Source organism: Lysinibacillus sp. JNUCC 51 (assembly GCF_015999525.1).
Taxonomy (GTDB): Bacteria; Bacillota; Bacilli; order Bacillales_A; family Planococcaceae; genus Lysinibacillus; species Lysinibacillus xylanilyticus.
The window spans coordinates 2509044-2535134 of the sequence record NZ_CP065545.1; the positions used below are offsets into that span (position 1 = coordinate 2509044).

Annotated in this window: 29 protein-coding genes and 1 tRNA gene; 25 read left to right on the forward strand and 5 right to left on the reverse strand. The window is 37.6% G+C overall.

The window, feature by feature from the left end; genetic code table 11:
- Positions 1-85: 85 nt before the first annotated feature.
- From JNUCC51_RS12005 to JNUCC51_RS12035, 7 genes are all read left to right on the forward strand, one after another.
- Positions 86-1252: an acyl-CoA dehydrogenase family protein gene (locus JNUCC51_RS12005; protein ID WP_337992131.1), complete on the forward strand. Its 1167-nt coding sequence runs from the start codon at positions 86-88 to the stop codon at positions 1250-1252.
- 34 nt (positions 1253-1286) lie between these two features.
- Positions 1287-2156, forward strand: a complete 870-nt coding sequence (locus JNUCC51_RS12010; protein ID WP_100543206.1) for a transporter substrate-binding domain-containing protein — start codon at positions 1287-1289, stop codon at positions 2154-2156.
- A gap of 153 nt (positions 2157-2309) precedes the next feature.
- Positions 2310-2453, forward strand: coding sequence for a hypothetical protein (locus JNUCC51_RS12015; protein ID WP_337992132.1), 144 nt, complete (start codon positions 2310-2312; stop codon positions 2451-2453).
- Complete coding sequence (locus JNUCC51_RS12020; protein ID WP_337992133.1) at positions 2425-2637, forward strand: hypothetical protein; 213 nt, start codon at positions 2425-2427, stop codon at positions 2635-2637. Before JNUCC51_RS12015 ends, JNUCC51_RS12020 begins: the two co-directional genes overlap by 29 nt.
- A gap of 138 nt (positions 2638-2775) precedes the next feature.
- Complete coding sequence (locus tag JNUCC51_RS12025) at positions 2776-3483, forward strand: amino acid ABC transporter permease (RefSeq protein WP_049662726.1); 708 nt, start codon at positions 2776-2778, stop codon at positions 3481-3483.
- 12 nt (positions 3484-3495) lie between these two features.
- Entirely contained in the window at positions 3496-4197 is a 702-nt protein-coding gene (locus JNUCC51_RS12030; RefSeq protein ID WP_134022231.1) for an amino acid ABC transporter permease, read from the forward strand.
- Between the two features lie 13 nt (positions 4198-4210).
- Positions 4211-4966, forward strand: a complete 756-nt coding sequence (locus tag JNUCC51_RS12035; protein ID WP_049662729.1) for an amino acid ABC transporter ATP-binding protein — start codon at positions 4211-4213, stop codon at positions 4964-4966.
- A gap of 68 nt (positions 4967-5034) precedes the next feature.
- On the opposite strand, the gene helD is transcribed toward JNUCC51_RS12035, so the two are convergent.
- Entirely contained in the window at positions 5035-7341 is a 2307-nt protein-coding gene (gene helD, locus JNUCC51_RS12040) for an RNA polymerase recycling motor HelD (RefSeq protein WP_337992134.1), read from the reverse strand.
- A gap of 607 nt (positions 7342-7948) precedes the next feature.
- On the opposite strand from helD, the gene JNUCC51_RS12045 reads away from it, so the two are divergent.
- From JNUCC51_RS12045 to JNUCC51_RS12055, 3 genes are all read left to right on the forward strand, one after another.
- Entirely contained in the window at positions 7949-8905 is a 957-nt protein-coding gene (locus JNUCC51_RS12045) for an AAA family ATPase (RefSeq protein ID WP_337992135.1), read from the forward strand.
- A gap of 23 nt (positions 8906-8928) precedes the next feature.
- Complete coding sequence (locus tag JNUCC51_RS12050) at positions 8929-9564, forward strand: RNA ligase family protein (RefSeq protein ID WP_337992136.1); 636 nt, start codon at positions 8929-8931, stop codon at positions 9562-9564.
- A gap of 80 nt (positions 9565-9644) precedes the next feature.
- Positions 9645-9715 (forward strand) — tRNA-Phe (locus tag JNUCC51_RS12055).
- Positions 9716-9828: 113 nt separating this feature from the next.
- Here the strand turns inward: JNUCC51_RS12055 and JNUCC51_RS12060 are convergent.
- Positions 9829-11019, reverse strand: a complete 1191-nt coding sequence (locus JNUCC51_RS12060) for a coenzyme F420-0:L-glutamate ligase (protein ID WP_337992137.1) — start codon at positions 11017-11019, stop codon at positions 9829-9831.
- 227 nt (positions 11020-11246) lie between these two features.
- On the opposite strand from JNUCC51_RS12060, the gene JNUCC51_RS12065 reads away from it, so the two are divergent.
- Complete coding sequence (locus tag JNUCC51_RS12065) at positions 11247-12173, forward strand: LysR family transcriptional regulator (protein ID WP_337992138.1); 927 nt, start codon at positions 11247-11249, stop codon at positions 12171-12173.
- A 12-nt stretch (positions 12174-12185) separates the two neighbouring features.
- On the opposite strand, the gene JNUCC51_RS12070 is transcribed toward JNUCC51_RS12065, so the two are convergent.
- On the reverse strand, positions 12186-13067 hold the full coding sequence (locus JNUCC51_RS12070) for a LysR family transcriptional regulator (protein ID WP_337992139.1): 882 nt from the start codon (positions 13065-13067) through the stop codon (positions 12186-12188).
- A gap of 112 nt (positions 13068-13179) precedes the next feature.
- Between JNUCC51_RS12070 and JNUCC51_RS12075 the strand changes: the two genes are divergently transcribed.
- Complete coding sequence (locus tag JNUCC51_RS12075) at positions 13180-14196, forward strand: YeiH family protein (RefSeq protein ID WP_337992224.1); 1017 nt, start codon at positions 13180-13182, stop codon at positions 14194-14196.
- Between the two features lie 148 nt (positions 14197-14344).
- On the opposite strand, the gene JNUCC51_RS12080 is transcribed toward JNUCC51_RS12075, so the two are convergent.
- Positions 14345-14680, reverse strand: a complete 336-nt coding sequence (locus JNUCC51_RS12080; RefSeq protein WP_049662741.1) for a heme oxygenase — start codon at positions 14678-14680, stop codon at positions 14345-14347.
- A gap of 202 nt (positions 14681-14882) precedes the next feature.
- On the opposite strand from JNUCC51_RS12080, the gene JNUCC51_RS12085 reads away from it, so the two are divergent.
- From JNUCC51_RS12085 to JNUCC51_RS12135, 11 genes are all read left to right on the forward strand, one after another.
- Positions 14883-15053, forward strand: a complete 171-nt coding sequence (locus tag JNUCC51_RS12085; RefSeq protein WP_337992140.1) for a hypothetical protein — start codon at positions 14883-14885, stop codon at positions 15051-15053.
- An 86-nt stretch (positions 15054-15139) separates the two neighbouring features.
- Complete coding sequence (locus JNUCC51_RS12090) at positions 15140-15742, forward strand: class I SAM-dependent methyltransferase (RefSeq protein ID WP_268636472.1); 603 nt, start codon at positions 15140-15142, stop codon at positions 15740-15742.
- 480 nt (positions 15743-16222) lie between these two features.
- A complete protein-coding gene (locus JNUCC51_RS12095) occupies positions 16223-17440 on the forward strand; it encodes an ABC transporter substrate-binding protein (RefSeq protein ID WP_100542632.1) in 1218 nt (405 codons plus the stop codon).
- Positions 17441-17607: 167 nt separating this feature from the next.
- Positions 17608-18483 (forward strand): branched-chain amino acid ABC transporter permease, encoded by an 876-nt coding sequence (locus JNUCC51_RS12100; protein WP_100542633.1) that lies wholly within the window; start codon positions 17608-17610, stop codon positions 18481-18483.
- Positions 18484-18496: 13 nt separating this feature from the next.
- A complete protein-coding gene (locus JNUCC51_RS12105) occupies positions 18497-19432 on the forward strand; it encodes a branched-chain amino acid ABC transporter permease (RefSeq protein WP_337992141.1) in 936 nt (311 codons plus the stop codon).
- Positions 19432-20211, forward strand: coding sequence for an ABC transporter ATP-binding protein (locus JNUCC51_RS12110; protein WP_337992142.1), 780 nt, complete (start codon positions 19432-19434; stop codon positions 20209-20211). The genes JNUCC51_RS12105 and JNUCC51_RS12110 overlap by 1 nt, the downstream gene beginning before the upstream one ends.
- Positions 20211-20918: an ABC transporter ATP-binding protein gene (locus JNUCC51_RS12115; RefSeq protein ID WP_049662752.1), complete on the forward strand. Its 708-nt coding sequence runs from the start codon at positions 20211-20213 to the stop codon at positions 20916-20918. The genes JNUCC51_RS12110 and JNUCC51_RS12115 overlap by 1 nt, the downstream gene beginning before the upstream one ends.
- Positions 20919-20959: 41 nt before the next feature.
- Positions 20960-21154, forward strand: coding sequence for a hypothetical protein (locus JNUCC51_RS12120; RefSeq protein ID WP_337992143.1), 195 nt, complete (start codon positions 20960-20962; stop codon positions 21152-21154).
- A 95-nt stretch (positions 21155-21249) separates the two neighbouring features.
- Positions 21250-21486 (forward strand): hypothetical protein, encoded by a 237-nt coding sequence (locus JNUCC51_RS12125; RefSeq protein ID WP_337992144.1) that lies wholly within the window; start codon positions 21250-21252, stop codon positions 21484-21486.
- 59 nt (positions 21487-21545) lie between these two features.
- On the forward strand, positions 21546-21692 hold the full coding sequence (locus JNUCC51_RS12130; RefSeq protein ID WP_337992145.1) for a hypothetical protein: 147 nt from the start codon (positions 21546-21548) through the stop codon (positions 21690-21692).
- Positions 21693-21934: 242 nt separating this feature from the next.
- Entirely contained in the window at positions 21935-22429 is a 495-nt protein-coding gene (locus JNUCC51_RS12135) for a cupin domain-containing protein (RefSeq protein WP_337992146.1), read from the forward strand.
- Between the two features lie 662 nt (positions 22430-23091).
- Here the strand turns inward: JNUCC51_RS12135 and rluF are convergent.
- Positions 23092-23793 carry a 23S rRNA pseudouridine(2604) synthase RluF gene (gene rluF, locus JNUCC51_RS12140; protein WP_337992147.1) on the reverse strand — a complete coding sequence of 234 codons (702 nt, stop codon included), beginning with the start codon at positions 23791-23793 and terminating at the stop codon, positions 23092-23094.
- A gap of 300 nt (positions 23794-24093) precedes the next feature.
- On the opposite strand from rluF, the gene adh reads away from it, so the two are divergent.
- Together adh and JNUCC51_RS12150 are read left to right on the forward strand one after the other, a co-directional pair.
- Positions 24094-25614, forward strand: coding sequence for an aldehyde dehydrogenase (gene adh, locus JNUCC51_RS12145; RefSeq protein WP_337992148.1), 1521 nt, complete (start codon positions 24094-24096; stop codon positions 25612-25614).
- Positions 25615-25636: 22 nt separating this feature from the next.
- Positions 25637-25996, forward strand: coding sequence for a DUF779 domain-containing protein (locus tag JNUCC51_RS12150; protein ID WP_337992149.1), 360 nt, complete (start codon positions 25637-25639; stop codon positions 25994-25996).
- The last annotated feature ends 95 nt before the right edge of the window (positions 25997-26091 follow it).

The following is a 26091-nucleotide window of genomic DNA, read 5'->3' on the forward strand; positions in this document are numbered from 1 at the left end:
CGGAAACGTAGTTAGAGGTTTTTTTACAACTTTAATCCTTAGTAAATATATATGTTTTATACATTTTGGGAAGAAGGAGATTTTTTTGAAGAAATTATTTGTTAAAACAAAGCAACAGCAGTATTGGCTAGAACAGCTAGCATCTATTTCTGAGTCAATCAAGGCTGAGGCTAAAGAAGTAGATGAACAATCACGTTTTCCATTTGAAGCTCATAAACTACTTTTGCAAATTGGTTATCCCAAACTAACTTTACCGAAAGAATATGGCGGTGAAGGACTATCAGTCTATGATATGGTACTCGTTCAAGAAACGTTAGCAAGCTATGACGAGAATGCTTCATTATCATTAGGGTGGACATTAGGCGTTGTAGGTGAACTATATGAGAAAAAGCTATGGTCAGACGATTTACTAAGTGCATTTGCTCAGGAAATACAGAAAGGTGCCATTATAAATAGGGCTGCAAGTGAGGCGGCAACTGGGAGTCCAACACGTGGAGGGCGACCAGGAACAAATGCTGTTTCAAGAGAGGAAGGGTGGCTCTTAAACGGACGTAAAATCTTTACGACTGGCTCTCCTGTGCTAGATTATTTCTTAACATCAGCGTGGATTGAGGAAAAAAATCAAATTGGCTATTTCCTTATTCATAAAGATGCTCAAGGGCTTTCAATTGAAGAAAACTGGGAAATGTCAGCAATGCGAGGCACAAGTAGCCACGACCTAGTTTTAAAGGATGTAATTGTCCCTTCAAATCATTTGGTAGAGTTACCGAGTCACCCAAGTGGTGGCAAGATAAATGGTTGGATTCTACATATCCCAGCAACATACTTAGGTATTGCGCAAGCAGCTCGTGATTATGCACTGCATTTTGCAAATCATTATCAACCTAATAGCTTGAATGCTCCTATTAGTACATTACCAAATGTGCAGCAGCTTCTAGGCGATATTGAATTGAAGTTATATCAAGCACGCTTTGTACTGTACGGAGTTGCTGAGGCTTATGATGACCCTGCTAGACGTGATCTTTTAGCAAATGAAATGGCAGTTGCTAAGCATACAGTAACAAATTTGGCGATTGAGATCGTCGATAAGGCAATGCGTGTAGTAGGTGCGAAAAGCTTACAATTAACAAATCCATTACAGCGCTATTATCGAAATGTTCGTGCAGGACTTCATAATCCACCGATGGATGATATGACAATTATTAAATTGGCAAATACCGCAATTGAACAGCAAAAATCGAATGAAAATTAATTACAAAACCATGGAGAATAAGGGGACATGATATATGTTTAAACATAAGAAAAAGATTTTTCAATTGGCAGCAATCGGATTAGCTTCACTTGCTATTTTAGCGGGCTGTAATTCAGGTGAAGCTTCAGATAAAGATTCGGAGGATGGTGCGAAAGTACGTACAGTGAAGGTTGCATTTGACCAGGCGTCTAAGCCAATAAGTTATCTAGATGATAACGGGAATCCAACAGGCTACGATGTGGAAGTCATGAAGCTAGTGGATGAGATGTTACCTGAATATAAGTTTGAATTTGTAGGCACGACTAGTGATGATTTACTAATTGGCGTTGAGCAAGGGAAATATCAAGTAGGAGTAAAAAACGCCTTCTTTACGCAAGAACGTACAGAGAAGTTTATTTTCCCTAAAGAATTTTTAGGTTTAAGTAGTGCAGGTTTAGTATTACGTAAAGAAGATGAAGGTGTGAAAACTTTAGCAGACTTTGCGAAAAAAGGTTATTCACTAGCACCAATTGCTGCGAATAATGCTCAATACACAATTATTGATGAATATAATAAAGCAAACCCAGACAATAAAGTGAAATTGCAGGCTGGAGATGCGTTTACTGTCGATGTTGTGCAATGGGTAAATGAAAAACGTGTCGATGGTGGTGTTATGATTGAAGGTCCATTTAAACAACAAGTTTTAGCAGAAGATGGCCCATATCATAATTTAAAGGATGACGTAGTTTACAACGAATTTGCTGTTATTAAAACATGGCCGCTGTTCAATAAAAAGGAACAAGAATTTGCAGATGCTTACGATAAAGCTATAGCAAAAATTAAAGAGCAAAAGAAAACAAATGAATTAAGCACTAAATTTTACGGCCGAGATTTATTTGAAGTGTTAGATTCTGTGAATCGCTAATAGGCAGTAGCTGGTCAATGAAGACTCCTCTTTTGAAGAGAAAGTGTTAGCAGCTACTATCAGATAAAAGGCTGTTGAGTCAGTATACTCAGCAGTCTTTATTAACTTCTTTCAGCAATATTTTATGTACCGAAAGCGAAGCGACAGGTACAAATGTCTTCTGTAGCGAAAGCGAAGCGACAGCTACAAATATTTTATGTACCGAAAGCGAAGCGACAGGTACAAATGTCTTCTGTAGCGAAAACGAAGTGTCAGCTACAAATATTTTGTGTACCGAAAGCGAAGCGACAGCAATAGGTTTTCTTTCTGTGCGAAAGCGAAGCGACAGCAACATGGTTTTATCTGTGCGAAAGCGAAGCGACAGCAACATGGTTTTATCTGTGCGAAAGCGAAGCGACAGCAACATGGTTTTATCTGTGCGAAAGCGAAGCGACAGCAACAACAACAACAACAACAACAACAACAACACACGCCTGAGTGACCAACATCATGTTGGCCCAAAGCCTCTGGTGGATGTCACAGAATCGGAAAGGAGTTCTTTGTGCGAGCACAAGCCGATTTGGACGCAATTATGCCGAGGCATAATTAGAAAGAGAATTATATAAAAGTTGGTGAGGAAATGGAGAAGTATTTTGATGCATCATACATTTGGAACTCAATTCCTGTATTATTGCCGTTTTTAAAAGTTACCTTCTTAGTAGCAGGATCTTCCATTGTACTAGGCACAATATTGGGCTTACTACTAGCGGCTGCCAAGTTAAGTTCAATAAAATTGCTGCGAAAATTAGCGAACTTATATACAACGATTATGCGTTGTACACCATCTATCGTTTTATTATTCCTCGTATACTATGGTGTTCCGGCGTTAGCGGAAAACTTCGGCATAAATCTCCATTCGATTGAAACAGCCATTTTCGTAGTCGTAACGTTTACTTTACAGTTCGCGGCGATTATGTCAGAAGTTATTCGGTCTGCTTATTTAGCGATTGATAAAGGGCAATTTGAAGCGGCTGTTAGTGTGGGATTAACGCCATTTCAGGCTTATCGACGTATTATTTTCCCGCAGGCACTCGTTATCGCTTTACCGAACTTTGGGAATGGAATGATTGCCTTATTACAAGAAGGAGCGCTTGCTTATACAATCGGCTTAATTGATATTGTAGGAAAGGCCAACTTAATTATTGCAAGTAATATTAATGCACATGCATTAGAAATATATATTGCTTTGGCGATTGTTTATTGGGTGCTGTCGATTATTATAGAAAAGTTCTTCTCAATGCTAGAAAAGTTCTTTGGTAAGGGGAAAAAGACATTAGAAACAACGTAAGGAGGCGTAACCATGAATTATCAATTTTTAGTTGAAACATTTTTTGTTGCATTATCAGGTGTACCTATCGCACTCCTTGTGACAATTGTTGCTATGCTTGTTGCTCTGCCACTTGGCTTTCTACTAGCATTAACACGAATCAATAAAATCCCAGTGATCCATCATATAGCAAAAATTTATGTCTCCTTTGTTCGAGGTACACCTATAATCATTCAAATCTTTATTATCTATAGTAGTATCCCATTACTACTTAAAATGATTTTTGAAAAATATAATATTGCCTATGATATTTATAAAATCAATCCGATTTGGTATGCATTTATCGTCTTTGCATTTAGTACAACGGCAATATTAATTGAGGTATTTCGTTCTGCTTTAAGTACGATTGAAAAAGGTCAGCTAGAGGCTGCTCATGCAGTAGGCTTAACAACATTTCAAGCCTATCGCCGTATTATTATTCCACAGGCTTTAGTAGTAGCTATGCCAAATATTTGTACGGCTACAGTCAATCTCATTAAAGCGACGTCTTTAGGCTATGCAATGTCCTTACCTGAAATTACATTAAAGGCTAAGGTAGCTGCAAATGTTGGTTACAATTACGTAGAAGCATATATTGATATTTTCATTGTGTACTTAATTTTATGTAGTACGGTTGAATACATTTTTAAACGATATGAAAAACATTTAAGTAAATTCAAAGTGGCAAAAGCCTAAGGGGTGAACGAGTATGTTAGAAATTAAAAATATTCATAAATCATTTGGTGATAATGAAATTTTAAAAGGTGTCGATTTAGCCATTGATAAAGGCGATGTTGTTGTTATTTTAGGACCCAGTGGCTCAGGAAAAACTACATTATTACGATGCATTAACTTTTTAGAGAAAGCCGACCAAGGACATGCGACATTTGGCGATATCCAAGTAGATTTTCAAAATGTGAAGAAGAAGGATGTACATTCGATTCGTCAACGTGTAGCCTTCGTATTTCAAAACTATAATCTTTTTACGAATAAAACAGCGCTAGAAAATGTTACAGAAGGGCTTATTATAGGACGTAAAATTCCGAAGGCAGAAGCAATTGAAATTGGCAAAAAGGCGCTTGATAAAGTAGGCTTATCAGAAAAATATGATGCCTATCCAAGTCAATTGTCAGGAGGTCAGCAGCAACGAGTAGGTATTGCACGAGCAGTAGCATTAAATCCTGATATTATTTTATTTGATGAACCGACTTCTGCGCTAGATCCAGAGTTAGTAGGAGAGGTCCTTCAGGTTATGAAGAACATTGCGGCAGAGGGAACAACGATGCTTGTGGTCACACATGAAATGGGCTTTGCAAAAGACGTTGCAAACCGAGTGATTTTTATGGACGGCGGTGTCGTTGTAGAGGAAGGGAGTCCTCATGATATATTTGTTAATCCGAAAGAGGAGCGCACAAAGAAATTCTTAAAACGTGTTCTTCCAGAGGACTATACGTACTACATTTAAAGATAAAAAGAAGAGAATCTGTAAGCCTTCAATTGAGGCATGCAGATTCTCTTTTTGTAATTAAAGATCTAAAAAACTAAAAAATGTGTTAACTCGTTAATGGAATAGATGTGCAATTCGTGCATGGCTCGTGTACATGCTGTGTAGAAATAATTACGTTCTGTTTCTCTAGCATAATTAGCTACGGAGGCATTGTATAGTAAGACTGCATCGAATTCAATTCCTTTAGCCATATAAGCTGGTAATAGTAAAATACCTTTTTTAAATTGTTTTGTATTATGGGTAATGAGTTGAATATCTACTTGGTCTTTCATTTTATCAAAAACTTTCGTACACTCTTGCTCTGTTTTACAGATGACTGCAATTGTTTCGAAATTTAGTGACAAGTTGTTAATCTTTTCGACAAGCTGTTCAATTAAATCGATTTCATTCGGCACAATCGTGATGGTTGGTTCGGGACCAGTTCTATTAAAGGCTTCTACTTTGGCGTCCTCATGTAAAATCTTCGAAGTAAGGTGAATAATTTGTTTTGTTGAGCGATAACTTTTAGTTAATATCATTTTTTCTGCTTGTTCACCATACAATTGTGGTGTCAGCAGTGAAGGGTTTTTAAAGGTATGGGGATGGATGGTTTGATGACCATCGCCCAATATAGTCATACGTGCACGTGGGAATAATTGTTGTAATACAAATAGCTGAAATGGAGAATAGTCTTGTGCTTCATCAATTAAAACATGACGAATCATCGTATTTGTTCGTTGACCTTCTATTTTGTCCTGTAAGTATAAAAATGGAGCGGCATCTTCATACGAAATAATGCGCTTTGCTAAATTAGGGAGTGTATGCTGACAGATTTCTTCCCAATGGTCAGGTAAAAGGTTCTGCAATTGCTGATAAATAGATTTGTTCATGTCAAACAATTGACGATAAATGCCTAACATATGAACGAACTTTAATTGCTTCACAGATTGACGAAGTGGCTTAAACTGCTTTTTGACAATTTGGATAGCTATTTTCTTGCGTTCTTGCTCGAAATCATCAAAAGAGTTTTCTGAAAACCGACCTTCATGTAAAAGCTCGCTATAGGTTTTCGTATACTCTTCAATGTCTAAAAGTTCACTGGCTTCTTCTACCCATTCTTTTGTTCGTTCTGCTTTTTCAAATTTCGACAATTGTTTTAATAACCATTCTTTCACTAATTGCAGTCGATTTGGAATAGGAATTGAAGAATTGAATGAATAAAAGTATTCAGCAATTTTTTGAGCGGTAATAATTCTTTCTCCGCGAAAAACAATATTTTTAAACAGCAAACCTTCATTTGCAAGGTACTCAATATATGTGTCCATCAATTCTCGATATTGGAGGCTAGCTTTAAAAGAAATAATCGAAAGCTTCATTTGGTAGAGAGATTCATCTTGCTCTGTTAAAAGTGACTCCAATTGCTCATAAGGATATTCCAATTGGAACTGTCGACCTAAACGTTTTGTTGCATATTCGGAAAAGGTTAATTGCTGCATATTATCTTCACCTAAATCCGGTAAAACGGTATTAACATATTGATTAAAAAGCTGATTAGGTGTAATCAATAAAATTTGATCAGCAGTAATTTCGTCTCGATAATGATATAACAAATAAGCAACACGTTGTAGAGCAACAGCTGTTTTTCCACTACCCGCAACACCCTCTACGATTAGATAAGGAGTGTTGACATGTCGAATAATTTTATTTTGCTCAGCTTGAATCGTTGCTACGATGCTACGGATATGTTCGTTTGCATTTTGAGCGAGAATATCGAGTAATAAATCATCACCAATAGTTAAACCGGTATTAAACATCGATTGTAATTGACCATTCTTAATGATAAATTGCCGTTTTAAAAGCATCTCTCCTTGAATTTCATCAATCGCCGTTTCATAAGTAGCTGGGCCAGGCGTGTAATCATAATACATACTTGCTATAGGAGCTCGCCAATCATAAATTAATATGTTCTCATTCTCTTCATCCATTAAAGTTGCTACACCGATATATATCTTTAAAGGTTCATTATGATCATCCTGTAAAAAATCAATGCGAGCAAAATAGGGTGATTGCTGTAGACGGTCATAAATTTTTACATCTTTGATGACACGTTGCTGGGCATGTTGAGAATCGGATAAGAGCTCCGCCTGTTGTTTAATAGCATAAAAGGTCTCGTCTATATCCTCCGGCGTATCTAAATTCACTCTAACGTCGTCCCAAAAGGTCTTCTTTAATGTTAAAACATTGTCTCTAACATGCTTTTCCTTTTGAAGTAACTCCTCTTTTTTGTGACCAACTGTGTTTAAACAAAGAACAAGATACTGATTTTCTTCTGTCCATTCATATTGCTTTTCCAACGTTACTCACATTCCTCTCAATATGGGTTTAGAATCGGGAAATTTATCATACAGCTAGTTTGGAAAGAAGTATAGTCTAGTAATTTTGGCAAATTTATGATATAATAAAATTATAAAAGAAAATCAAATTTTTAACAAAAGACTGTTCCTGAAAAGTTGGGGCAGTCTTTTTTTGTATCCTAATTTCTCCCTTTTGAATAATGTTACTTTTTATGGATAGTCACCTATGTTTTGGTATGTCATCATGTGTTTAAGGTGATGGGATGGAGGGTTGCCAGCTCCTTATGAATTAGCGCTATGCCCTGTGATAACGCATCTTTATGATTAATGTAGTGTTGTCGCTGACGCTACGCTTTCGCACAGATGTTGGCCTGAGAGGCTCAATGGATGCCTTTAAGAAAGCGTTCGGTCGGAATGAAGATCAACTCCGCGTTATGGTAATTATCCCTATGTCTCTTTGTTATTATTTTAACCATCAAAAATTAATCTCTATACTTTAAAGCTAAGCTGATGGTTAATTTTGATAAATTAAGAAGAATTGAAGTTAATGAATAACTTAAGAATATGTTTCTATAAACGATATAGACACTAGAAAGGGGGTGGAAAAATGAAGGTGATATTTACAGTAGGGTTACCTGGAAGTGGTAAGAGCACGTTCGTTAAGGGGTTAGCCAAAAGTGAAAACGCGCTTATTCTTTCAAGTGATGCTATACGTCAAGAGTTATTTGGTGATGCTACAAGGCAGCAATCGCGAATAGTATTCCGTGTTTTGTATGAGCGTTTAAATGAATGTGTGGCCAAGGGGCAATCTGTTATTGTTGATGCGACAAATATCGAGAGAGAACGTAGGATATTTGCTATAGGTAAATTATCCTGCGATGTGAATATTATATGTTATTATTTTGATACACCTTATGAATTGTGTGTAGCAAGAAATCAACAAAGAAAGAGAAAAGTTCCGTTAGTAATTATGGAAAAGATGAGAAAGAATTTGGAGTTTCCGATAGTGGGGGAAGGGTTTGAAGAGGTGCATATTGTACATGAAGCGAGTCCGTATGAAATGTCAAAAGAGCAGTTTATTTCACTAATCCAAAGTGAAACCACATATGAGGAGCTTTTTCAGAAGTTAAGATCAGTCCAACCATTTAAAGAAATTTATCAATTTAATCAAGAAAATCCGTATCATCAATTTTTACTTTGCCAGCATACGTATTTTGTTTATGAATATATGAATGAATACTATATGGAGAGTGACAAGCTTGCACTACAAATAGCTGCTCTATTCCATGATGTAGGGAAACCGTTTTGTAAAAAATATAAAGAATTACAACAAAGATATGGATATTATGGACATGAAAATGTATCTGCTCAAATGGTATGCCATTTTTTATTAGAACTTGGATTTGAAGAAGACTTTGTTTTAAAGGTTGTTAATTTAGTGCAATTTCATATGTTAATTCAATATGGAGGCGATAATGGATCGAGTAAGATTTATCATTTATTAGATGGTGACTTATTAACAAAGCTTTATTTTTTTCGTGAGGCAGATCAATTTGCGAAGTAGATGTAAATAAAGGAAGTGAGTTTATGACCAATTTGATGAAATATCCAAGAAGCTTTCATTTGCCGTGGAGTAGAGGGTATACACATGATGATAAGGTTGCTAAAAATGTTGATCATTTTATTGGAAAAGAGGTTGTTGTAACCGAAAAATTAGATGGGGAAGGAACAACACTGTATCAAAACTATATGCATGCTAGAAGCTTAAATTCAGGAGATCATCCATCTAGGCATTGGGTAAAAACGTTTCATGCTACATTTGCATTCCAAATTCCAGAAGCGTGGAGATTATGCGGTGAAAACGTTTATGCCAAGCACTCCATTTACTACAATGAATTAACTAGTTACTTTTATTTATTTAGTATTTGGAACGAAAAAAATATTTGTTTAAGCTGGGATGAGACAGTCCATTATGCATCTAAACTGGGGGTTGAAACGGCGCCTGTATTATATCGGGGCATTTTCGATGAAGAAAAAATAAAGAAGACGTTTACAGGAAAATCACTTCTTGGGGGTGAGCAGGAAGGGTATGTTATTAGAAATGCGGCTTCCTTCCATTATGATGATTTTCGATATAATCTAGGGAAATTTGTGAGACAGAATCATGTTCGAACAAGCGAACATTGGTTAAACGAAGAAGTGATACCTAATCAGTTGAAATAAGTGAGGTATACCTACTAAAAGAAAAAGGACTGAGAAAAATGTAATTCTTTAATTTGAAATCAATAAAAAATAATGTATATGAGGAAGTATGCAGTGGCTGCATGTCCCTTTAAAAAATAGGGATTCACAGGTTCGATTCCTGTCATCCTCACTAAATGAAATAATAGAAAAATTAGCTTTTGGATATGGTGTCGACATTGAAGCATGTCCACTATATAAAAATGAACGCCCAAGCGAAAATGGGCGTTCATTTTTTATAGCTTTTTATTTTGTATAGTTATCGAAATAACCTTGAATATAAATCATAGGTGTACCTTTGTCACCTGAACCTGAAGTTAAGTCTGAAAGAGAGCCAATTAGGTCTGTTAAACGACGAGGCGTTGTACCTTGAGCGGCCATTTTCCCAGTTAAATCTTCGTCTTTGTTTTGAATATACTCAGAAATTGCTGCCTTTAATTCTTCGCCACGAAGATTCGCAAAATCATTATCTGCTAAGTATTTTAGTTTTACTTCGTTTGGTGTGCCATCTAATCCTGCAGTGTAAGCTGGAGAAACAACTGGGTCAGCTAACTCCCAGATCTTCCCTACAGGATCTTTAAACGCACCATCACCGTAAACCATTACTTCAACTGTTTTACCAGTAGCTTCTTTGATTTTTGCTTGAATGCCATCGACAATTGGTTGGCAAGTGTGTGGGAATAATTTCACGCTATCTTCAGTAGCTTTATTTGAACCAAGTAGACCATACTCCGCATTGAAGCCAGAACCGTTATTAGATTCAGATAAAATATTATCAAGACTGTATACTTTTTCAGCGCCATTAGCCGTTAAAATACGTTTTGTTCGTAAGCGTGTATGAATATCACAAGTTAATACACTCTTCGTAAATTCTAAAATTGTTTTTGGGTTATTTGAAAAGATAACTTCACAAGAAGCGCCTTCAGCTTCAATCAGTTCTTTATAATATTCGATATAATCTACGCCTGTAAATGTATGTTTTTTATAGCCGAAATGCTCACGGAATTCAACCTCAGTTAAAGTATCTGTCCAAGGATTAATCCCTTTTACATCTAGCTCATCGATATCAACTAGATGATTACCAACCTCATCAGATGGATAGCTAAGCATAAGAACGACTTTTTTTACGCCTTTTGCAATACCGCGTAAGCAGTTAGCGAAACGATTACGGCTTAGGATTGGGAAAATAACACCAACAGTATCGTCACCAAATTTAGCAGCTACGTCCGCTGCGATGTCATTGATGGATGCGTAGTTACCTTGTGCACGCGCTACGACAGATTCTGTTACTGTGACGATGTCACGATCTTCAATTGAATAGCCTTCAGTCTTTGCTGCGTTTAATACCGTATCAACAACGATTTGCTCAATATTATCGCCTTCGTTAATAATCGGACCACGAAGACCTCTTACTACTGTACCAACTACACGTTCCAAAATAATCTCTCCTTATTAATAGATAAATGTATGATTAATAGTTATGCCTCAGCATAAATGCGTCTGGAATCGGATGTAGGCTTCACAAAGACCTCCTTACCGGTTCCTTTTCGCCAACTGAAAAAAGTTAAATATTGTGAAATTAAACCAATATGGTTTTACTATACGCCCCTTTAGTGATATAAGTAAAATTAATAGTTCGTATAATAGCTATAAGGGGTGCTTATATGATAGGGAAATTAGATTTATATCGTGTTTTTAGTATTGTTGCTAAAAATAATAGCTTTTCAAGAGCGGCTAAAGACTTATTTATGACTCAACCAGCTGTTAGCCAAGCTATGATGCAATTAGAAAAGGAGCTAGGTACACGTCTCTTTAATCGAACACCTAAAGGGGTGACGTTAACAACTGAGGGTAGCCTTCTATACGAGTATACGAATTCAGCTTTAGGCCTTTTAGATGCGGGTGAGGAGAAGTTGTTAGAATTTAAAAATTTAACAACGGGCCGGTTGAAAATAGGGGTAGGGGACACTATTTCGCGTTTCTTTTTAATGCCTTATCTAGAGGCGTTTCATACAATGTATCCAAATATCAAATTGCAAATGTTAAATGGAACAACTTCAGAAATTTGTAATTTTATTAAATCTGGTGAGGTTGATATAGGACTTTGTAATTTTCCGATAGAAGATTCGACATTACAGTTAACCGCTTGCACAGAGGTTCAAGATATTTTTGTATGCGGTGAGAAGTACAAAACGTTGGCGTCAAAAAGCGTAAGTTTTGAGGATTTGTTAAAGTTTCCACTTATTTTTTTAGAGAAAAAATCAAATTCAAGAAAGTACGTAGAAGATTATTTATTTGCAAGAGGGATCTGCATTGAACCTGAGTTTGAGCTTGGTTCGCATGATTTAGTGCTGGATTTTGCACGTAGTAACTTAGGGATTGCCTGTGTAACGAAAGAATTTTCTAAGGATTATTTGCAGCGGGGACTTTTATATGAGCTAACATTAACTGAAAGTATTCCAACACGAAGCATTGGCATGTGCTATTTGAAAAGTGTACCTTTATCTCGAGCAGCATTGAAATTTGTAGAAATTATTGAGGAAAAGCAGGAGCGTAAACGTCTTAATTCAAGAATTATAAAGAAAGCTTAGCGACTTAACCCGCTAAGCTTTCTTTAATAGTGCCTCTAAAAGAATGTCAACATTGCGTTTATTTTTCATTGTAGGAGAGTACAAATAAGAAAATGTTCGTATAAAATGCTGCTCCTCAAGAGGTAAAATTTTTATATCGTTATTTTTTAATTCGCGCTCAATGACACTAGCAGACAATAATGAAAGTCCAAGCCCCTGTATAACGCTTTCTTTCACACCTTGATTACTACTAATAGTAAGAAGTGAACGTACTTGAAGCCCGTTTGCTCTAAATAAATGATCTAAATAATAACGTGTGCCAGAACCTTCTTCTCGTGCAACCCAGTTTTGCTGCTGCAAGTCCGCAACCGTAATCGTTGACTCCTTTGCAAGAGGGTTATTACTTGCACTAACAATAAATAACTCATCTTGCATAAACGGTTTAATAATAAGTTCATGGTCTTGTGCTTGTCCTTCAATAAGACCGATATCGACTTGTAACAATTTTGTATATTGAATGATTTCTTTCGTATTGCCAATAATAACTTGAAGCTCTAGCTGAGGGAATTGCTGTTGCAAGCTCGCTATGATGGGAGGCAATATATATTCCCCAATGGTAAAGCTAGCGCCAATCACAAGTGTACCTTGAATTTCATGGTGATAGGTTAAAATATCTTCCCTTGCTGCCTCGGCAATGGCCATCATTTGCTTAGCTCGTTTATATAAAATTTCTCCAGTTGGTGTGATTTGTACAGATTTTGGTGAACGGATAAATAAGGTTGTTTGAAATTCTTGCTCTAAATTTTTAATGTGTAAACTGACACTTGGCTGTGAAATATGAAGTATTTCGGAGGCTTTCGTAAAATTATTGACCTCCACCAGTGTGATGAACGTTCTTAAAGCGTCAAATTGCATATTATTACCCCTATCATTAGAAATATTAATAATTATGATTATATATATGTATTTTACTGATGATTAACTTTCTAATAAAGTAAAATTATCAAGGATGAAAGAAGTGAACAACATGGATAATGGCCAGCATAGGTTAAAAAGTTTCCTGACCCCAGCGTTTATGAAGGGGATATTGTTGACTCTCATTATTGCTTTAGTAGCAAAGTATATTTCGACATTTCCGTTCTTCTCAATATTAGGGCAACTTGTCATTGCTATTATATTAGGTATGGCTTGGAGAGCAGCGTTTAAGGTGCAGGATTCTTGGCAAACAGGCATAACATTTTCAAGTAAAAAATTATTACGCCTAGGCATTATTTTTCTAGGTATGCGTTTAAATTTAGCTGATATTTACAATGCTGGAGCAAGCGTTTTTCTTATTGCGTTTATTAATCTGGTATTTGCTTTAGTGGTTGTCTATGGCTTAACGAAAGTATTTCATGTTGATAAAAAGCTAGGCATACTAACAGCTTGTGGCACAGCTATTTGCGGGGCTGCTGCGGTTGTCGCCATTGCTCCTCAAATTAAAGCAAATGAAAAAGAAACAGCAGTGGGCGCAGCGATAGTCGCATTACTAGGGACTGTATTCACATTAGTCTACACGGTGTTATACTCAGTATTTAACTTAACTCCTACTGAATACGGTATTTTTGCGGGGGGCACGTTACATGAAATTGCTCATGTTATTGCAGCAGCCTCAGCTGGTGGAAATGAAGCCGTTGATATGGCGGTTATTGTGAAGCTAACACGTGTCGCATTGCTTGTACCGGTAGCGATAGTCATCGGTATTTTATATCGAAGAATTGATACGGATCAGGAAAAGAAAGGATTTTCACTGTCGATAATTCCGTGGTTTATTCTTGGATTTTTAGCGATGAGTGCTATCAATTCTTTAGGGATTGTACCAGCTAGTGTAGCGCAAACTTTTGTAAATATCGCTTATATTTTAATTGGGATGGCGATGGCTGGACTAGGTTTAAATGTAGAGATTAAAACCTTTAAACAATTAGGCGTAAAAGCGTTTATTGCAGGACTTATCGGTTCGGTTTGCTTATCAATAGTTGGCTATGTTTTAGTTATTTTCATGTAATAGAGTATAAAAAATCCTGCATTTTCGAAAATGCAGGATTTTTTTAGATAGAATCAGAAGATATTTTAGTTTTTATCCCACTTCTTCGTAAATAGTGGGGATATGGTTAGTCTAGGCATAATTGCGCCCGACTTCAGCTTTGGCTTAATTAGCGTAATGCTTCAATCGAAGAAGCTAATTCAGCTATAACTATTTTGCTACCGATAAGTGGACTGTTTTCAGGTTTTCCTCCCTCAGAGCTTTGTCCAGGACGGTGATGAGCAGCAGCGAATGCATCGCTATCACGCCAAGCTTGGAAATGCTCCTTAGACTCCCAGTACATATTGACGCTCATTTCGTCATAAGTCGGATCATCAGTTGAAACTAATACCTCCACTTTATGGAAGCCTTCAAACTGCTGTAGAGGTCCTGGTTTTGTAAAGTTCGGTGCCATTTTTGCAGCAAAGCCGGGTTTGACTTGAATACGATTTGTAACAATAATCATGCTTTCCCCCCTAATCATTTTTTAGTTAACTATATGAATGAATTATCAATGATTATCATTCGCAATCAATGATAATTCGCATAGGAAGACATTGTCAATAGAAGAGCAATGTAAATTGCAAATAACTCGATATTTGAAGCGTCACTATAAGAATGAACAGACTCTCTAGTTCCTGACATTTAACTGACATGGTGATGGCAAAATGCAACGACCTGACAAAAATGGAGGACCTATGTGGCCTAACCAAGGCGGTGAGCAACTAAATCAAGGAACTGTTATCGATAAAAACACAGTTCTTACAGCGATTGTTTGTTTTACTTTGTTAATAGTTGCACTGCTCTTTGTTTTAAAATTTAACCGAAGAGGTCGTTAAAAAATAACCATATCCAAAACTTTTGGGTATGGTTTTTGCTTTTTATCGTGCTAAAATTAATCATTCTTTTTTTTAGGAGTAATAGTATGAATGAACATCAATTTGATAAATATTTACATATTAACACAGTGGGAGAACAATACGGTTTCCCTAAACTAGCTCATTACCATCGCTATGAACCAACACCGTATGTTGGCTTAGAACAATTATTTTCGGAGTATGAAATGCCTGAAAATCCAGTGTTTATCGATATGGGATGTGGAAAAGGAAGAGTCCCTATTTATGTACATGATAAATTTCATATTCCGACAATAGGGGTAGAAATGGATGCAGGTTTCTATGCAGAGGCTGAGAATAATAAAAGGGGCTATCTTCAAAAAAAGAGTGCTCAAGCTCCAATTTCCTTTATTCATTCAATAGCGGAGGACTATGCTATTCAGCCAAGCGACACGGTTTTCTTTTTTTTCAATCCGTTTTCAATCCATATTTTCCGTACAGTCATTCATAATATATGGGAGTCTTATGAACAGCATATGCGTGAAATTCATATTATTTTATATTACCCACCATATGATTATTTGCAGTTTTTACATCATGGGACACCTTTTGAATTAATCCATGAGGTTCATCTTGAAAATGAAACAAATATTAACGAACGCCTCTGTGTGTTTGCATTGAAAAAAGCTTAGAGCTGTAGAAATAACCCAGCTCTAAGCTTTTTTAATAAGATTCGACTATGAAAAATAAAAGAATATCTTACTCTGATTACTCCCTCTAAGTACTGTATTTCCCTGGGAATAAATAGAATTTCATTATACTTCGCGAGAACGCTTTAGCACCTTATATCCCAAATCCTGCAATTTTTGAAAAAAGGACTTCTTTTAACGAGATTTTATCGTAAAGAAATAATCAAAAATAATAGTTTTATATTAATGTTCATTTTAAATTAATAGATAATTCTTAAATTACTAATTATACAGAAAAATCACTCTAGACTAAATATAAAGAATGTTTTACAATGTAAAAGGTTTAATTGAATAATATATTGATTTAGTAATAGATAGTTATAAATTGTTGTTTTGGTTATTTTTGTTATTGAGGAAATGCCATGGATTGTTTATAATTATCAGAAATATCTAACATTTGAAAAAACTTAGGGGGAATAAATTATGAGAGAGAACAAAAAGCTTAAAAAGTTTGGCTCGCTTCTAGTTGCATCTTCACTACTTGCAGGCGTTCTTGCTGGCTGTGGTAATGGAGATAGTTCAGGAGGGGGATCATCATCAGGCGGTGGCGGTTCATCTGACGGTGATACTATTAAAATCGGTGCAAACTTAGAGCTTTCGGGTAATGTAGCTTCATATGGCTCTTCGATTGGTCTAGGTGCAGACCTTGCAGTGAAAGAAATTAATGATAAAGGCGGAATCGACGGTAAAAAAATTGAGCTGATTAAAGTAGATAACAAGTCTGAAAACTCAGAGGCTACTGCAGCAGCTCTTAAACTAGCAACACAAGATAAAGTAGTAGCAATGCTAGCGCCAGCAACTTCTGGTAATACAGTTGCGACTGTTCAAATCGCAAATGACAATAAAATTCCGATTGTTACGGGTTCTGGTACAGCTCCGAACATTACAGTAAATGATGATGATAGCGTGAATGAGTATGCATTCCGTACTTGCTTTATCGATCCATTCCAAGGGATTGTAGCAGCAAACTTTGCTTCTAATGAATTGAAAGCAAAAAATGTAGCTATTTTTGCGGACAACGCATCCGATTATGCGAAAGGTTTAGCAAAATCATTTAAAGAAACAATTACAAAAAATGGCGGGAAAGTTGTAAAGGAAGAAGCGTATGTAGCGAAAGATACTGATTTCCGTACACAATTAACTAATATTAAAGGAGAGAAGCCAGACTTTATTTTTATCCCAGGATACTATGAAGAGGTTGGTTTAATTGTGAAACAAGCGCGTGAAATGGGTATTGATGTACCACTGATGGGGGCTGACGGTTGGGATTCACCAACATTAGTAGAGCTAGCTGGTGCGAAAGCGCTAAATAACACGTACATCACCAACCACTACTCTGCAGAAGACCCAGATCAAAAAATTCAAGACTTCGTAAAGGCGTTTAAAGCAGCGAACAATGATAAAGCACCAGATGCATTCAATGCACTTGGCTATGACACAGTTTACTACATTGCTGATGCTATTAAGCGTGCAGGCTCTACAGATGGGGAAGCTATTAAAAATGCTTTAGCTGACACAAAAGATCTTTCTTTAGTAACAGGTACTTTCACAGTTGACAAAAATCATAATCCAATTAAAACAGCAACAGTTCTTGAATTTAAAGACGGTAAACAAGTGTTCAACTCTAAAGTTAATCCTTAATGTTTTCTAGGCAAGGGGAGGCGGGTAAACACGCCTTCCTTTTTTTGTTTGATAGACCATGAAAAAATTTTTTTAAGACGACACAATTTACTCTATTTTCAATAATAACATGTAGAAGTAAGTCCTATTTTTGCATTTTTCAAAAAATAAAAAAGGAGTGAACGCTAATGGAATGGATACAGCAGCTTGTGAATGGTGTTTCACTAGGTAGTATCTACGCTTTAATAGCGCTAGGGTATACGATGGTATACGGGATTATTAAGCTGATTAACTTTGCCCACGGCGATGTCTTCATGATTGGGGCATTTATTGGCTTTTACGCAATTGCCAAATGGGAGCTTGGCTTCTTTCCAGCCTTATTATTGGCGATGGTGGTCTGTGCAATCTTTGGTGTTTTAATTGAACGTATTGCGTATAAGCGTTTGCGAAATGCCACGCGTATTGCGGCTTTAATTACTGCAATAGGTGTATCACTATTAATCGAATATACAACTATTTTCTTCAGAGGTGCGCAACCGGCAGCATATCCTGAAGTCATTTCTAATAAATCATTTGATGTTTTCGGTGTTCAAATCAGTAGTACATCCATATTAATTTTATCTGTCGCAATTGTACTGATGATTCTTTTACAATTCATCGTACATAAAACAAAAATCGGGAAGGCCATGCGCGCGGTTTCTCATGATGCAGATGCAGCGCGTTTAATGGGAATTAATGTAGATAATACAATTTCAGCGACATTCGCAATTGGTTCAGCTTTAGCGGGTGCAGCGGGTGTTATCTTCGGGGTATATTACACAAAAATCGATCCATTAATGGGGGTAATTCCAGGGGTTAAAGCGTTTATCGCAGCAGTACTTGGTGGTATTGGCATTATTCCTGGTGCCATGGTTGGCGGTATGCTGCTTGGTGTTGTGGAATCCTTAGTAAGTGCACTTGGGTTCTCTTTATGGAGAGATGCAGCGGCATTCGTTATATTAATTTTAATTTTAATATTCAGACCATCGGGTATCTTTGGTAAAAATGCCCGTGAGAAAGTGTAGGTGAGCGGTAATTATGAAGAAGTCTAAAGTTTTCTGGGGCTATGCAGTATTAGCGCTAGTCATCTATGCAATTGTTCAGGTGCTTATTTCAACGAACGTGCTCAATATTTACTATCAAAATATGTTGATCACAATGTGTATTAACATCATGCTTGCGGTTAGCTTGCACATTGTCATTGGTATTACGGGTCAATTCTCGATTGGGCACGCAGGCTTCCTAGCAGTAGGGGCATATATTTCTGCCATTATTACGACTAAATTAATGCTTCCATTCCCATTAGCAATTTTCTTAGGAGCACTGGCAGCAGCAGTAGCAGGTTTAATCGTAGGTATTCCGACATTACGCCTAAAGGGTGACTATTTAGCAATTGCAACGCTAGGTTTTGCGGAAATTATACGTATTGTCTTTTTAAATACGGATTATGTTGGTGGCGCAGCAGGGATGCAGGTTAAATATTTATCGAATTGGACTTATGCTTTTATAGGTGTGGTTTTAACAATTCTAGTAATCTCTAATTTTACAAATTCGCGTCATGGACGTGCATGTATTTCGATTCGTGAGGACGAAATTGCGGCAGATGCAATGGGTATTAATACAACCTACTATAAAGTTGTAGCTTTCGCGATAGGCTCTTTCTTTGCTGGTCTTGCAGGGGCCATCTTTGCACATAATTTTTATATTATTCAACCGACAACTTTTGGTTTCTTAAAATCATTTGATATTTTAATCTATGTAGTTCTTGGTGGCTTAGGAAGCCTTTCGGGATCTGTCATAGCTGCGGTTTTCTTAACAATAGTCTCAGCATATCTAGCAAACTTCCCGGAAACACGGATGATTATTTACAGTTTAGTATTAATCGTCGTAATGCTGTACCGTCCAACAGGATTGATGGGAACAAAAGAAGTTACGGATTTATTTAAGTTTGGTAAAAAAGGAGGTACAAAATAATGACTGGAAACCTTCTTATTAATGTTGAAAACATGGGCATTCAATTCGGTGGTTTAAAGGCGGTACAGGGCGTTAATATGTACCTGAATCAAGGAGAACTAGTAGGTCTTATAGGGCCTAATGGTGCTGGTAAAACAACAAGTTTTAACATGCTTACCGGAGTGTATAAGCCAACTGAAGGCACGATTACATTTGATGGTTTAAAATTGAACGGGCTTGCACCATATCAAGTAACACAAAAAGGTATTAGTCGTACGTTCCAAAATATTCGTTTATTTAAAGAGCTATCTGTTCTAGATAACGTTAAGGTAGCTAACCATTCGCTTGCAAAGCATTCTATGTGGTCTTCCATTTTTCGCTTGCCGAATCATTTTAAAGGTGAGGCAGAAATGGAGCAGCAATCTATTGAGTTTCTAAAAATCTTTGGCTTAGATGTTTATAAGGATGAGCTTGCGAAAAATTTACCTTATGGGATGCAACGCCGATTAGAAATTGCTCGTGCCTTAGCTGCAAATCCTAAGTTACTTTTATTGGATGAGCCAGCAGCAGGGATGAACCCGCAGGAAACGCAAGATTTAATGGAATTAATAGCATTTATTCGTAAAGAATTTGGCTTAACAATTCTTCTAATTGAGCATGATATGAGCTTAGTTATGGGGATTTGTGAACGTATATACGTGCTCGATCACGGTCAATTAATCGCTGATGGGACACCAGAAGAAATTCGCAACAATCCAAAGGTAATTGAAGCTTACCTTGGTGAGGAGGTTATCAGCTAATGCTAAAAGTACAAAATATAGATGTTTTTTACGGTAACATTCAAGCATTAAAGGGCCTCTCTTTAGAAGTAAATGAGGGTGAAATAGTAACGTTAATCGGTGCAAATGGTGCTGGTAAAAGTACATTATTAAAAACATTGTCAGGTTTATTAAAACCAAAGGGAGGCATCATTGAATATGAAGGCTTCTCTATCGCAGGGAAGGCCGCACAGACAATTGTAAAATCGGGCATTTCACATGTTCCAGAGGGGCGCCGTGTTTTTGCCAATATGTCCGTTGAAGAAAACTTAGAGCTTGGAGCATATCTACGTAACGATAAGGCGGGCATCAAAAAAGATCTAGATCATGTGTATGAACTATTTCCACGTCTGTTGGAACGTCGTAAACAGCAATCAGGTACATTATCTGGTGGTGAACAACAGATGTTGGCGATGGGGCGAGCATTAATGGCAAAACCAAAATTATTATTAATGGATGAACCCTCTATGGGACTTGCGCCACTCATGGTAAAAAATATTTTTAATATTATTGAGCAAGTCAACAAAGAGGGTACAACCGTATTGCTTGTTGAGCAAAATGCCAATATGGCCTTATCAGTAGCAAATCGTGCGTACGTACTTGAAACAGGACGTATAGTATTATCAGGTACAGCAAAAGAACTTCAAGAGAGTGAACAAGTAAAGGCTGCTTATTTAGGTGGTTTATAGAGGGAGAAGGCGTCTCAATTTCAGAGGCGTCTTTTTTTTTTATGAGCGAAGGGAGTGAACAGACGGATAGGCCCGTTAAAGTGAAGGATAGAAAGACTAGAGCGACGGATAGAACAGTGAAAGCGACGGATAGAAAGATTAGAGCGACGGATAGAACAGTCAAGGTGACGGAAAGAAAGGGCGAAACGACGGATGGAATGATCAAAGCGGCGGAAAGAAGTCAAAGCGACGGATAGAAAGACAAGAGCGACGGATAGAACAGTCAAGGCGACGGATAGAAAGGGCAAAACGACGGATGGAATGATCAAAGCGACGGAAAGAAGTCAAAGCGATGGATAGAAAGACAAGAGCGACGAATAGAACAGTGAAAGCGACGGATAGAAAGACTAGAGCGACGGATAGAACAGTCAAGGCGACGGAAGGAAAGGGCGAAGCGACGGATGGAATGATCAAAGCGGCGGATAGAAAGACTAGAGCGACGGATAGAACAGTCAAGGCGAAGGAAAGAAAGGGCAAAACGACGGATGGAATGATCAAAGTGGCGGAAAGAAGTCAAAGCGATGGATAGAAAGACTAGAGCGACGGATAGAACAGTCAAGGCGACGGAAAGAAAGGGCGAAGCGACGGATGGAACGATCAAAGCGGCGGAAAGAAGTCAAAGCGACGGATAGAAAGACTAGAGCGACGGAAAGAACAGTCAAGGCGACGGATAGAAAGGGCGAAGCGACGGATGGAATGATCAAAGCGGCGGAAAGAAGTCAAAGCGACGGATAGAAAGACAAGAGCGACGGATAGAACAGTCAAGGCGACGGAAAGAAAGGGCAAAACGACGGATGGAATGATCAAAGCGACGGAAAGAAGTCAAAGCGATGGATAGAAAGACTAGAGCGACGGATAGAACAGTCAAGGCGACGGAAGGAAAGGGCGAAGCGACGGATGGAATGATCAAAGCGGCGAAATAGCAGTAGCGTTCGTCGTTTATTATTTGGTAATGTGGACGAAAGGAGTGATGTTTTATGAAGTATTCAGCACAATATTTTATTGAGAAATTAAATTTAGCAGAGCATCCTGAGGGAGGGTATTATATATCCTCGTTTCGAGCAGCTGAGGATAGGGCTGTAAGAGATGTTCAGCGACCGATTTATACGAGTATTTATTTCTTACTTCGTTCACAGGATATATCGCATTTGCATCGTTTGAAATCGGACGAGCTTTGGTATTATCATGCTGGTAGTCCGCTAACAGTCCATATGATTTTCCCAGATGGTACATATGAGGCGAAGAAGCTTGGATTAAATGTTGAAGCAGGTGAAGTACCACAAATAGCGGTACCGAAAAACACTATATTTGGCTCATCTGTTGAGGATGCAGATACATTTAGTTTAGTAGGCTGTATGGTTGCACCAGGCTTTGATTTTGAAGACTTCGAATTATTTACACAAGATGAGCTTTTAGCTGACTATCCACAGCACGAGGAAGTTATTCGAAAAATGGCTTACAAGAAAATTTAAAAGAAGAAAGGTGGCTGTTTCAAAGTTAGTTGAGACGGCTCATAGTGTTGAAAAACAAAATGGTCAAGGGAATTTTGTTAATCTAGATGAGGGTAGTTTCAGTTCTAGGTTACTAGCTTTCACGAAGAAAAGTATCTGTTTGTTGCTGTCTCTTCACTGTTGAAGTCTCGTTTTATTACATAAGAGTGACCTTACAGAAGATACTTACTAATGTGAAGTGGTTGATTGGAGTAGAGACTGAGCGACTCCTTGGGGATTAGCGTCACAGATGAGACCCTGGAGCGAGCAGGCAGAGGAACGAAGGCTAAAACCATCACGTCCTGTGATAACGCCTTCGTGACCAACATCGTGTTGGCCCAAGCGGCTCATCGGACGCCCCCAGGAAGCTCTGCTCTGTGCGAAAGCGAAGCGTCAGCAACAAAGCGCTCAGTCGGAACGGAAATCAACCACTTTTTTTTGCCCAAGCGCCATACTTTATTTAAAAGTAGCCGTCTCAAAATTAGTTGAGACGGCCTTTCTATTTACCACAAAATAGTTTCAGGATAATTAGCTTTAATTTCAATTTCATGTAACGATTTTTTTGTACTAATCGCCGCTAATACGTGTTCCTTTTAACTACTCATTACTTCGAGTTTACAGCATAATTCTATCCATTGACTGCTTTATTTTGGCGTGTAATTAAGTAGTTTGAATAGTTCTGTTCGTTCTTTGTCTGTTAAATCGCGCCACTGTCCAACTTTTAAATTGCCAAGCTTAATGTTCATAATACGAATGCGTTGTAGACGCCTAACGGAATATCCAAGTGCCGAACACATACGACGTATTTGACGATTTAAGCCTTGCTCTAAAATGATTTTAAAGACTTTATCAGATATTTTTTCAACATGACAAGGTAGGGTTGTAGTATCTAAAATATCTACACCAGCTCCCATTTTTTTAATAAATTGCTCCGTAATAGGTTTATCAACTTGCACGATATATTCTTTTTCGTGATGGTTTTCTGCACGTAAAATTTTATTGACGATGTCACCATCATTTGTCAGTAATAATAGCCCTTCTGACTCTTTATCTAGTCGTCCAATATGAAAAATGCGAAGAGGATGATTGACAAAATCAACGACATTTCCTTTAATATGACGTTCTGTTGTACTTGTGATTCCTACTGGTTTGTTTAAGGCAATATATACGAGCTGTTCTTCTTTCTTTACCTCTTTTCCATCAACACAAACCATATCACCAGCTTCTACTTGACTTCCGACTGTAGCAAGTTCACCATTAATTGTTACTTTACCTTCTGCTACCCATTTATCCGCACCGCGACGAGATACGATGCCTGTTTCACTCAAATATTTATTAATCCGCATACTGTTCTCCTATACTTTATATTATTTTTAAGTATACATTATAGTTGGTCACACCGTGAATCCTAGAAGCTTTTCTAGCAAATATAACTCACTCCAGGAAAACAATTTTCGTGGGTCCCTCTTCACTCGTACAACCTCTTTTTAGTATTAATCAAAAAAAATTAAAAAAGTTGAAATTATTTTTCGTTTCTGACAATATATTGTGTAAGAGGGTATCTATGAAAATATCGTTATTTCGATAAAAAATGACGATATTTGTAGATTATTTTCTCATCATTTTGTGTAAAGGGGAGAAGTAAAATGGTTTATGCGTTTCCAAACACTGAAGGGTCGCTAGTTCAATTCAAAGAGAAATATGATAATTACATTGGTGGGGAATGGACACCTCCAGTGAAAGGACAATACTTTGACAATGTTACACCCGTTACTGGACAAGTTTTTACACAAGTAGCTCGTTCTTCTGCTGAGGACATTGAACTTGCACTTGATGCAGCGCATGCCGCAAAAGATGCATGGGGAAAAACATCCGCAACAGAGCGTGCAAACATTTTACTTAAAATTGCGGACCGCATAGAACAAAACCTTGAAAAGCTAGCTGTTGCCGAAACATGGGATAACGGAAAAGCGGTACGTGAGACATTAAATGCAGATATCCCTCTTGCAATTGATCATTTCCGCTATTTTGCGGGGGCTTTACGTGCACAAGAAGGCTCAGTAAGCCAAATCGATAATGATACTGTCGCTTATCATTTCCATGAGCCAATTGGGGTAGTGGGCCAAATTATCCCTTGGAACTTCCCGTTATTAATGGCTGTTTGGAAGTTAGCACCTGCACTTGCAGCTGGAAACTGTGTAGTGTTAAAACCTGCAGAGCAAACACCAATTTCGATTATGTTGCTCGTAGAATTAATAGAAGATTTATTGCCATCAGGTGTACTAAATGTTGTTAATGGCTTTGGCTTAGAGGCAGGAAAGCCGCTAGCGTCAAATCCACGCATCGGTAAAATTGCCTTTACTGGTGAGACAACAACAGGTCGCTTAATTATGCAATATGCTTCACAAAATCTTATCCCAGTTACATTAGAATTGGGCGGCAAATCGCCAAACATTTTCTTTGAGGATATTATGGACGAAGATGATGCCTTTTTAGATAAAGCAGTTGAGGGCTTTGTATTATTCGCATTAAACCAAGGTGAAGTATGTACATGTCCTTCTCGTGCATTAATTCAAGAATCTATTTACGATAAATTTATGGAGCGTGTCCTACAGCGTGTTGAAGCGATTAAAGTTGGGAATCCACTTGATCCGAATACGATGATGGGTGCGCAAGCTTCAAGTGAGCAAATGGAAAAAATCCTTTCTTACTTAGATATTGGTAAGCAAGAAGGTGCCGAATGTTTAATTGGAGGAGAGAAAAATAATGTAGGATCAGGTTTTGAAAATGGTTACTACATTAAGCCAACTGTCTTCAAAGGACACAATAAAATGCGTATTTTCCAAGAAGAAATTTTCGGGCCAGTTGTAGCTGTAACAACATTTAAAACAAAAGAAGAAGCATTAGAAATTGCGAATGACACATTATACGGTTTAGGTGCAGGTGTATGGACACGTGATATGAATACAGCTTATCGCTTCGGTCGTGGTATTGAAGCAGGACGTGTTTGGACAAACTGCTACCACGCTTATCCTGCGCATGCTGCGTTTGGTGGCTATAAAATGTCGGGTGTTGGTCGTGAAAACCATAAGATGATGTTAGCTCACTATCAACAAACGAAAAACCTATTAGTTAGCTACAGCGAAAACAAACTTGGTTTCTTCTAATCAATAGGGGGGTGCATTTAGCGTGGTCGAGCGTGTTATAGCAACAGAAGAAGCGCTAGCACTAATCGAATTATTGAGAGAAAAGCATGGACCCGTTATATTTCATCAATCAGGTGGATGCTGCGACGGCTCTTCACCAATGTGTTATCCAGAGGGTGACTTACTATTAGGTGATCAAGATGTTTGTCTAGGAGAGATTGGTGGTACTCCCTTCTATATGCATAAAAATCAATATGACTATTGGAAGCATACACAAATAATCTTGGACGTTGTCGATGGTAGAGGTGGTATGTTTTCGCTTGAAGGTGTTGAAGGTAAACGGTTCTTAACAAGATCAAGAGCCTTTTCAACAGAGGAGTTAAAGGAATTAGGGTTAATTTAACGATTTTAGAGACAGCGGCAAAAAACATTGCCGCTGTTTTTCTATGTTATATTTTCTAGGAGAATGTATGTAAGACTATTTTTCTTGGAGAGTTC

Bases quoted from the DNA above. Each gene is read 5' to 3' on its own strand.
- rluF (WP_337992147.1), bottom strand. From the start codon at position 23,793: ATGCGGATTAATAAATATTTGAGTGAAACAGGCATCGTATCTCGTCGC.
- JNUCC51_RS12050 (WP_337992136.1), top strand. From the start codon at position 8,929: ATGACCAATTTGATGAAATATCCAAGAAGCTTTCATTTGCCGTGGAGT.
- JNUCC51_RS12025 (WP_049662726.1), top strand. From the start codon at position 2,776: ATGGAGAAGTATTTTGATGCATCATACATTTGGAACTCAATTCCTGTA.
- JNUCC51_RS12035 (WP_049662729.1), top strand. From the start codon at position 4,211: ATGTTAGAAATTAAAAATATTCATAAATCATTTGGTGATAATGAAATT.
- JNUCC51_RS12090 (WP_268636472.1), top strand. From the start codon at position 15,140: ATGAATGAACATCAATTTGATAAATATTTACATATTAACACAGTGGGA.
- JNUCC51_RS12070 (WP_337992139.1), bottom strand. From the start codon at position 13,067: ATGCAATTTGACGCTTTAAGAACGTTCATCACACTGGTGGAGGTCAAT.
- JNUCC51_RS12115 (WP_049662752.1), top strand. From the start codon at position 20,211: ATGCTAAAAGTACAAAATATAGATGTTTTTTACGGTAACATTCAAGCA.
- JNUCC51_RS12095 (WP_100542632.1), top strand. From the start codon at position 16,223: ATGAGAGAGAACAAAAAGCTTAAAAAGTTTGGCTCGCTTCTAGTTGCA.
- JNUCC51_RS12080 (WP_049662741.1), bottom strand. From the start codon at position 14,680: ATGATTATTGTTACAAATCGTATTCAAGTCAAACCCGGCTTTGCTGCA.
- JNUCC51_RS12030 (WP_134022231.1), top strand. From the start codon at position 3,496: ATGAATTATCAATTTTTAGTTGAAACATTTTTTGTTGCATTATCAGGT.
- JNUCC51_RS12015 (WP_337992132.1), top strand. From the start codon at position 2,310: ATGTCTTCTGTAGCGAAAGCGAAGCGACAGCTACAAATATTTTATGTA.
- JNUCC51_RS12100 (WP_100542633.1), top strand. From the start codon at position 17,608: ATGGAATGGATACAGCAGCTTGTGAATGGTGTTTCACTAGGTAGTATC.
- JNUCC51_RS12105 (WP_337992141.1), top strand. From the start codon at position 18,497: ATGAAGAAGTCTAAAGTTTTCTGGGGCTATGCAGTATTAGCGCTAGTC.
- JNUCC51_RS12010 (WP_100543206.1), top strand. From the start codon at position 1,287: ATGTTTAAACATAAGAAAAAGATTTTTCAATTGGCAGCAATCGGATTA.
- adh (WP_337992148.1), top strand. From the start codon at position 24,094: ATGGTTTATGCGTTTCCAAACACTGAAGGGTCGCTAGTTCAATTCAAA.
- JNUCC51_RS12120 (WP_337992143.1), top strand. From the start codon at position 20,960: ATGAGCGAAGGGAGTGAACAGACGGATAGGCCCGTTAAAGTGAAGGAT.
- JNUCC51_RS12130 (WP_337992145.1), top strand. From the start codon at position 21,546: ATGGAACGATCAAAGCGGCGGAAAGAAGTCAAAGCGACGGATAGAAAG.
- JNUCC51_RS12045 (WP_337992135.1), top strand. From the start codon at position 7,949: ATGAAGGTGATATTTACAGTAGGGTTACCTGGAAGTGGTAAGAGCACG.
- JNUCC51_RS12075 (WP_337992224.1), top strand. From the start codon at position 13,180: ATGGATAATGGCCAGCATAGGTTAAAAAGTTTCCTGACCCCAGCGTTT.
- JNUCC51_RS12085 (WP_337992140.1), top strand. From the start codon at position 14,883: ATGCAACGACCTGACAAAAATGGAGGACCTATGTGGCCTAACCAAGGC.
- JNUCC51_RS12065 (WP_337992138.1), top strand. From the start codon at position 11,247: ATGATAGGGAAATTAGATTTATATCGTGTTTTTAGTATTGTTGCTAAA.
- JNUCC51_RS12135 (WP_337992146.1), top strand. From the start codon at position 21,935: ATGAAGTATTCAGCACAATATTTTATTGAGAAATTAAATTTAGCAGAG.
- JNUCC51_RS12110 (WP_337992142.1), top strand. From the start codon at position 19,432: ATGACTGGAAACCTTCTTATTAATGTTGAAAACATGGGCATTCAATTC.
- JNUCC51_RS12125 (WP_337992144.1), top strand. From the start codon at position 21,250: ATGGATAGAAAGACAAGAGCGACGAATAGAACAGTGAAAGCGACGGAT.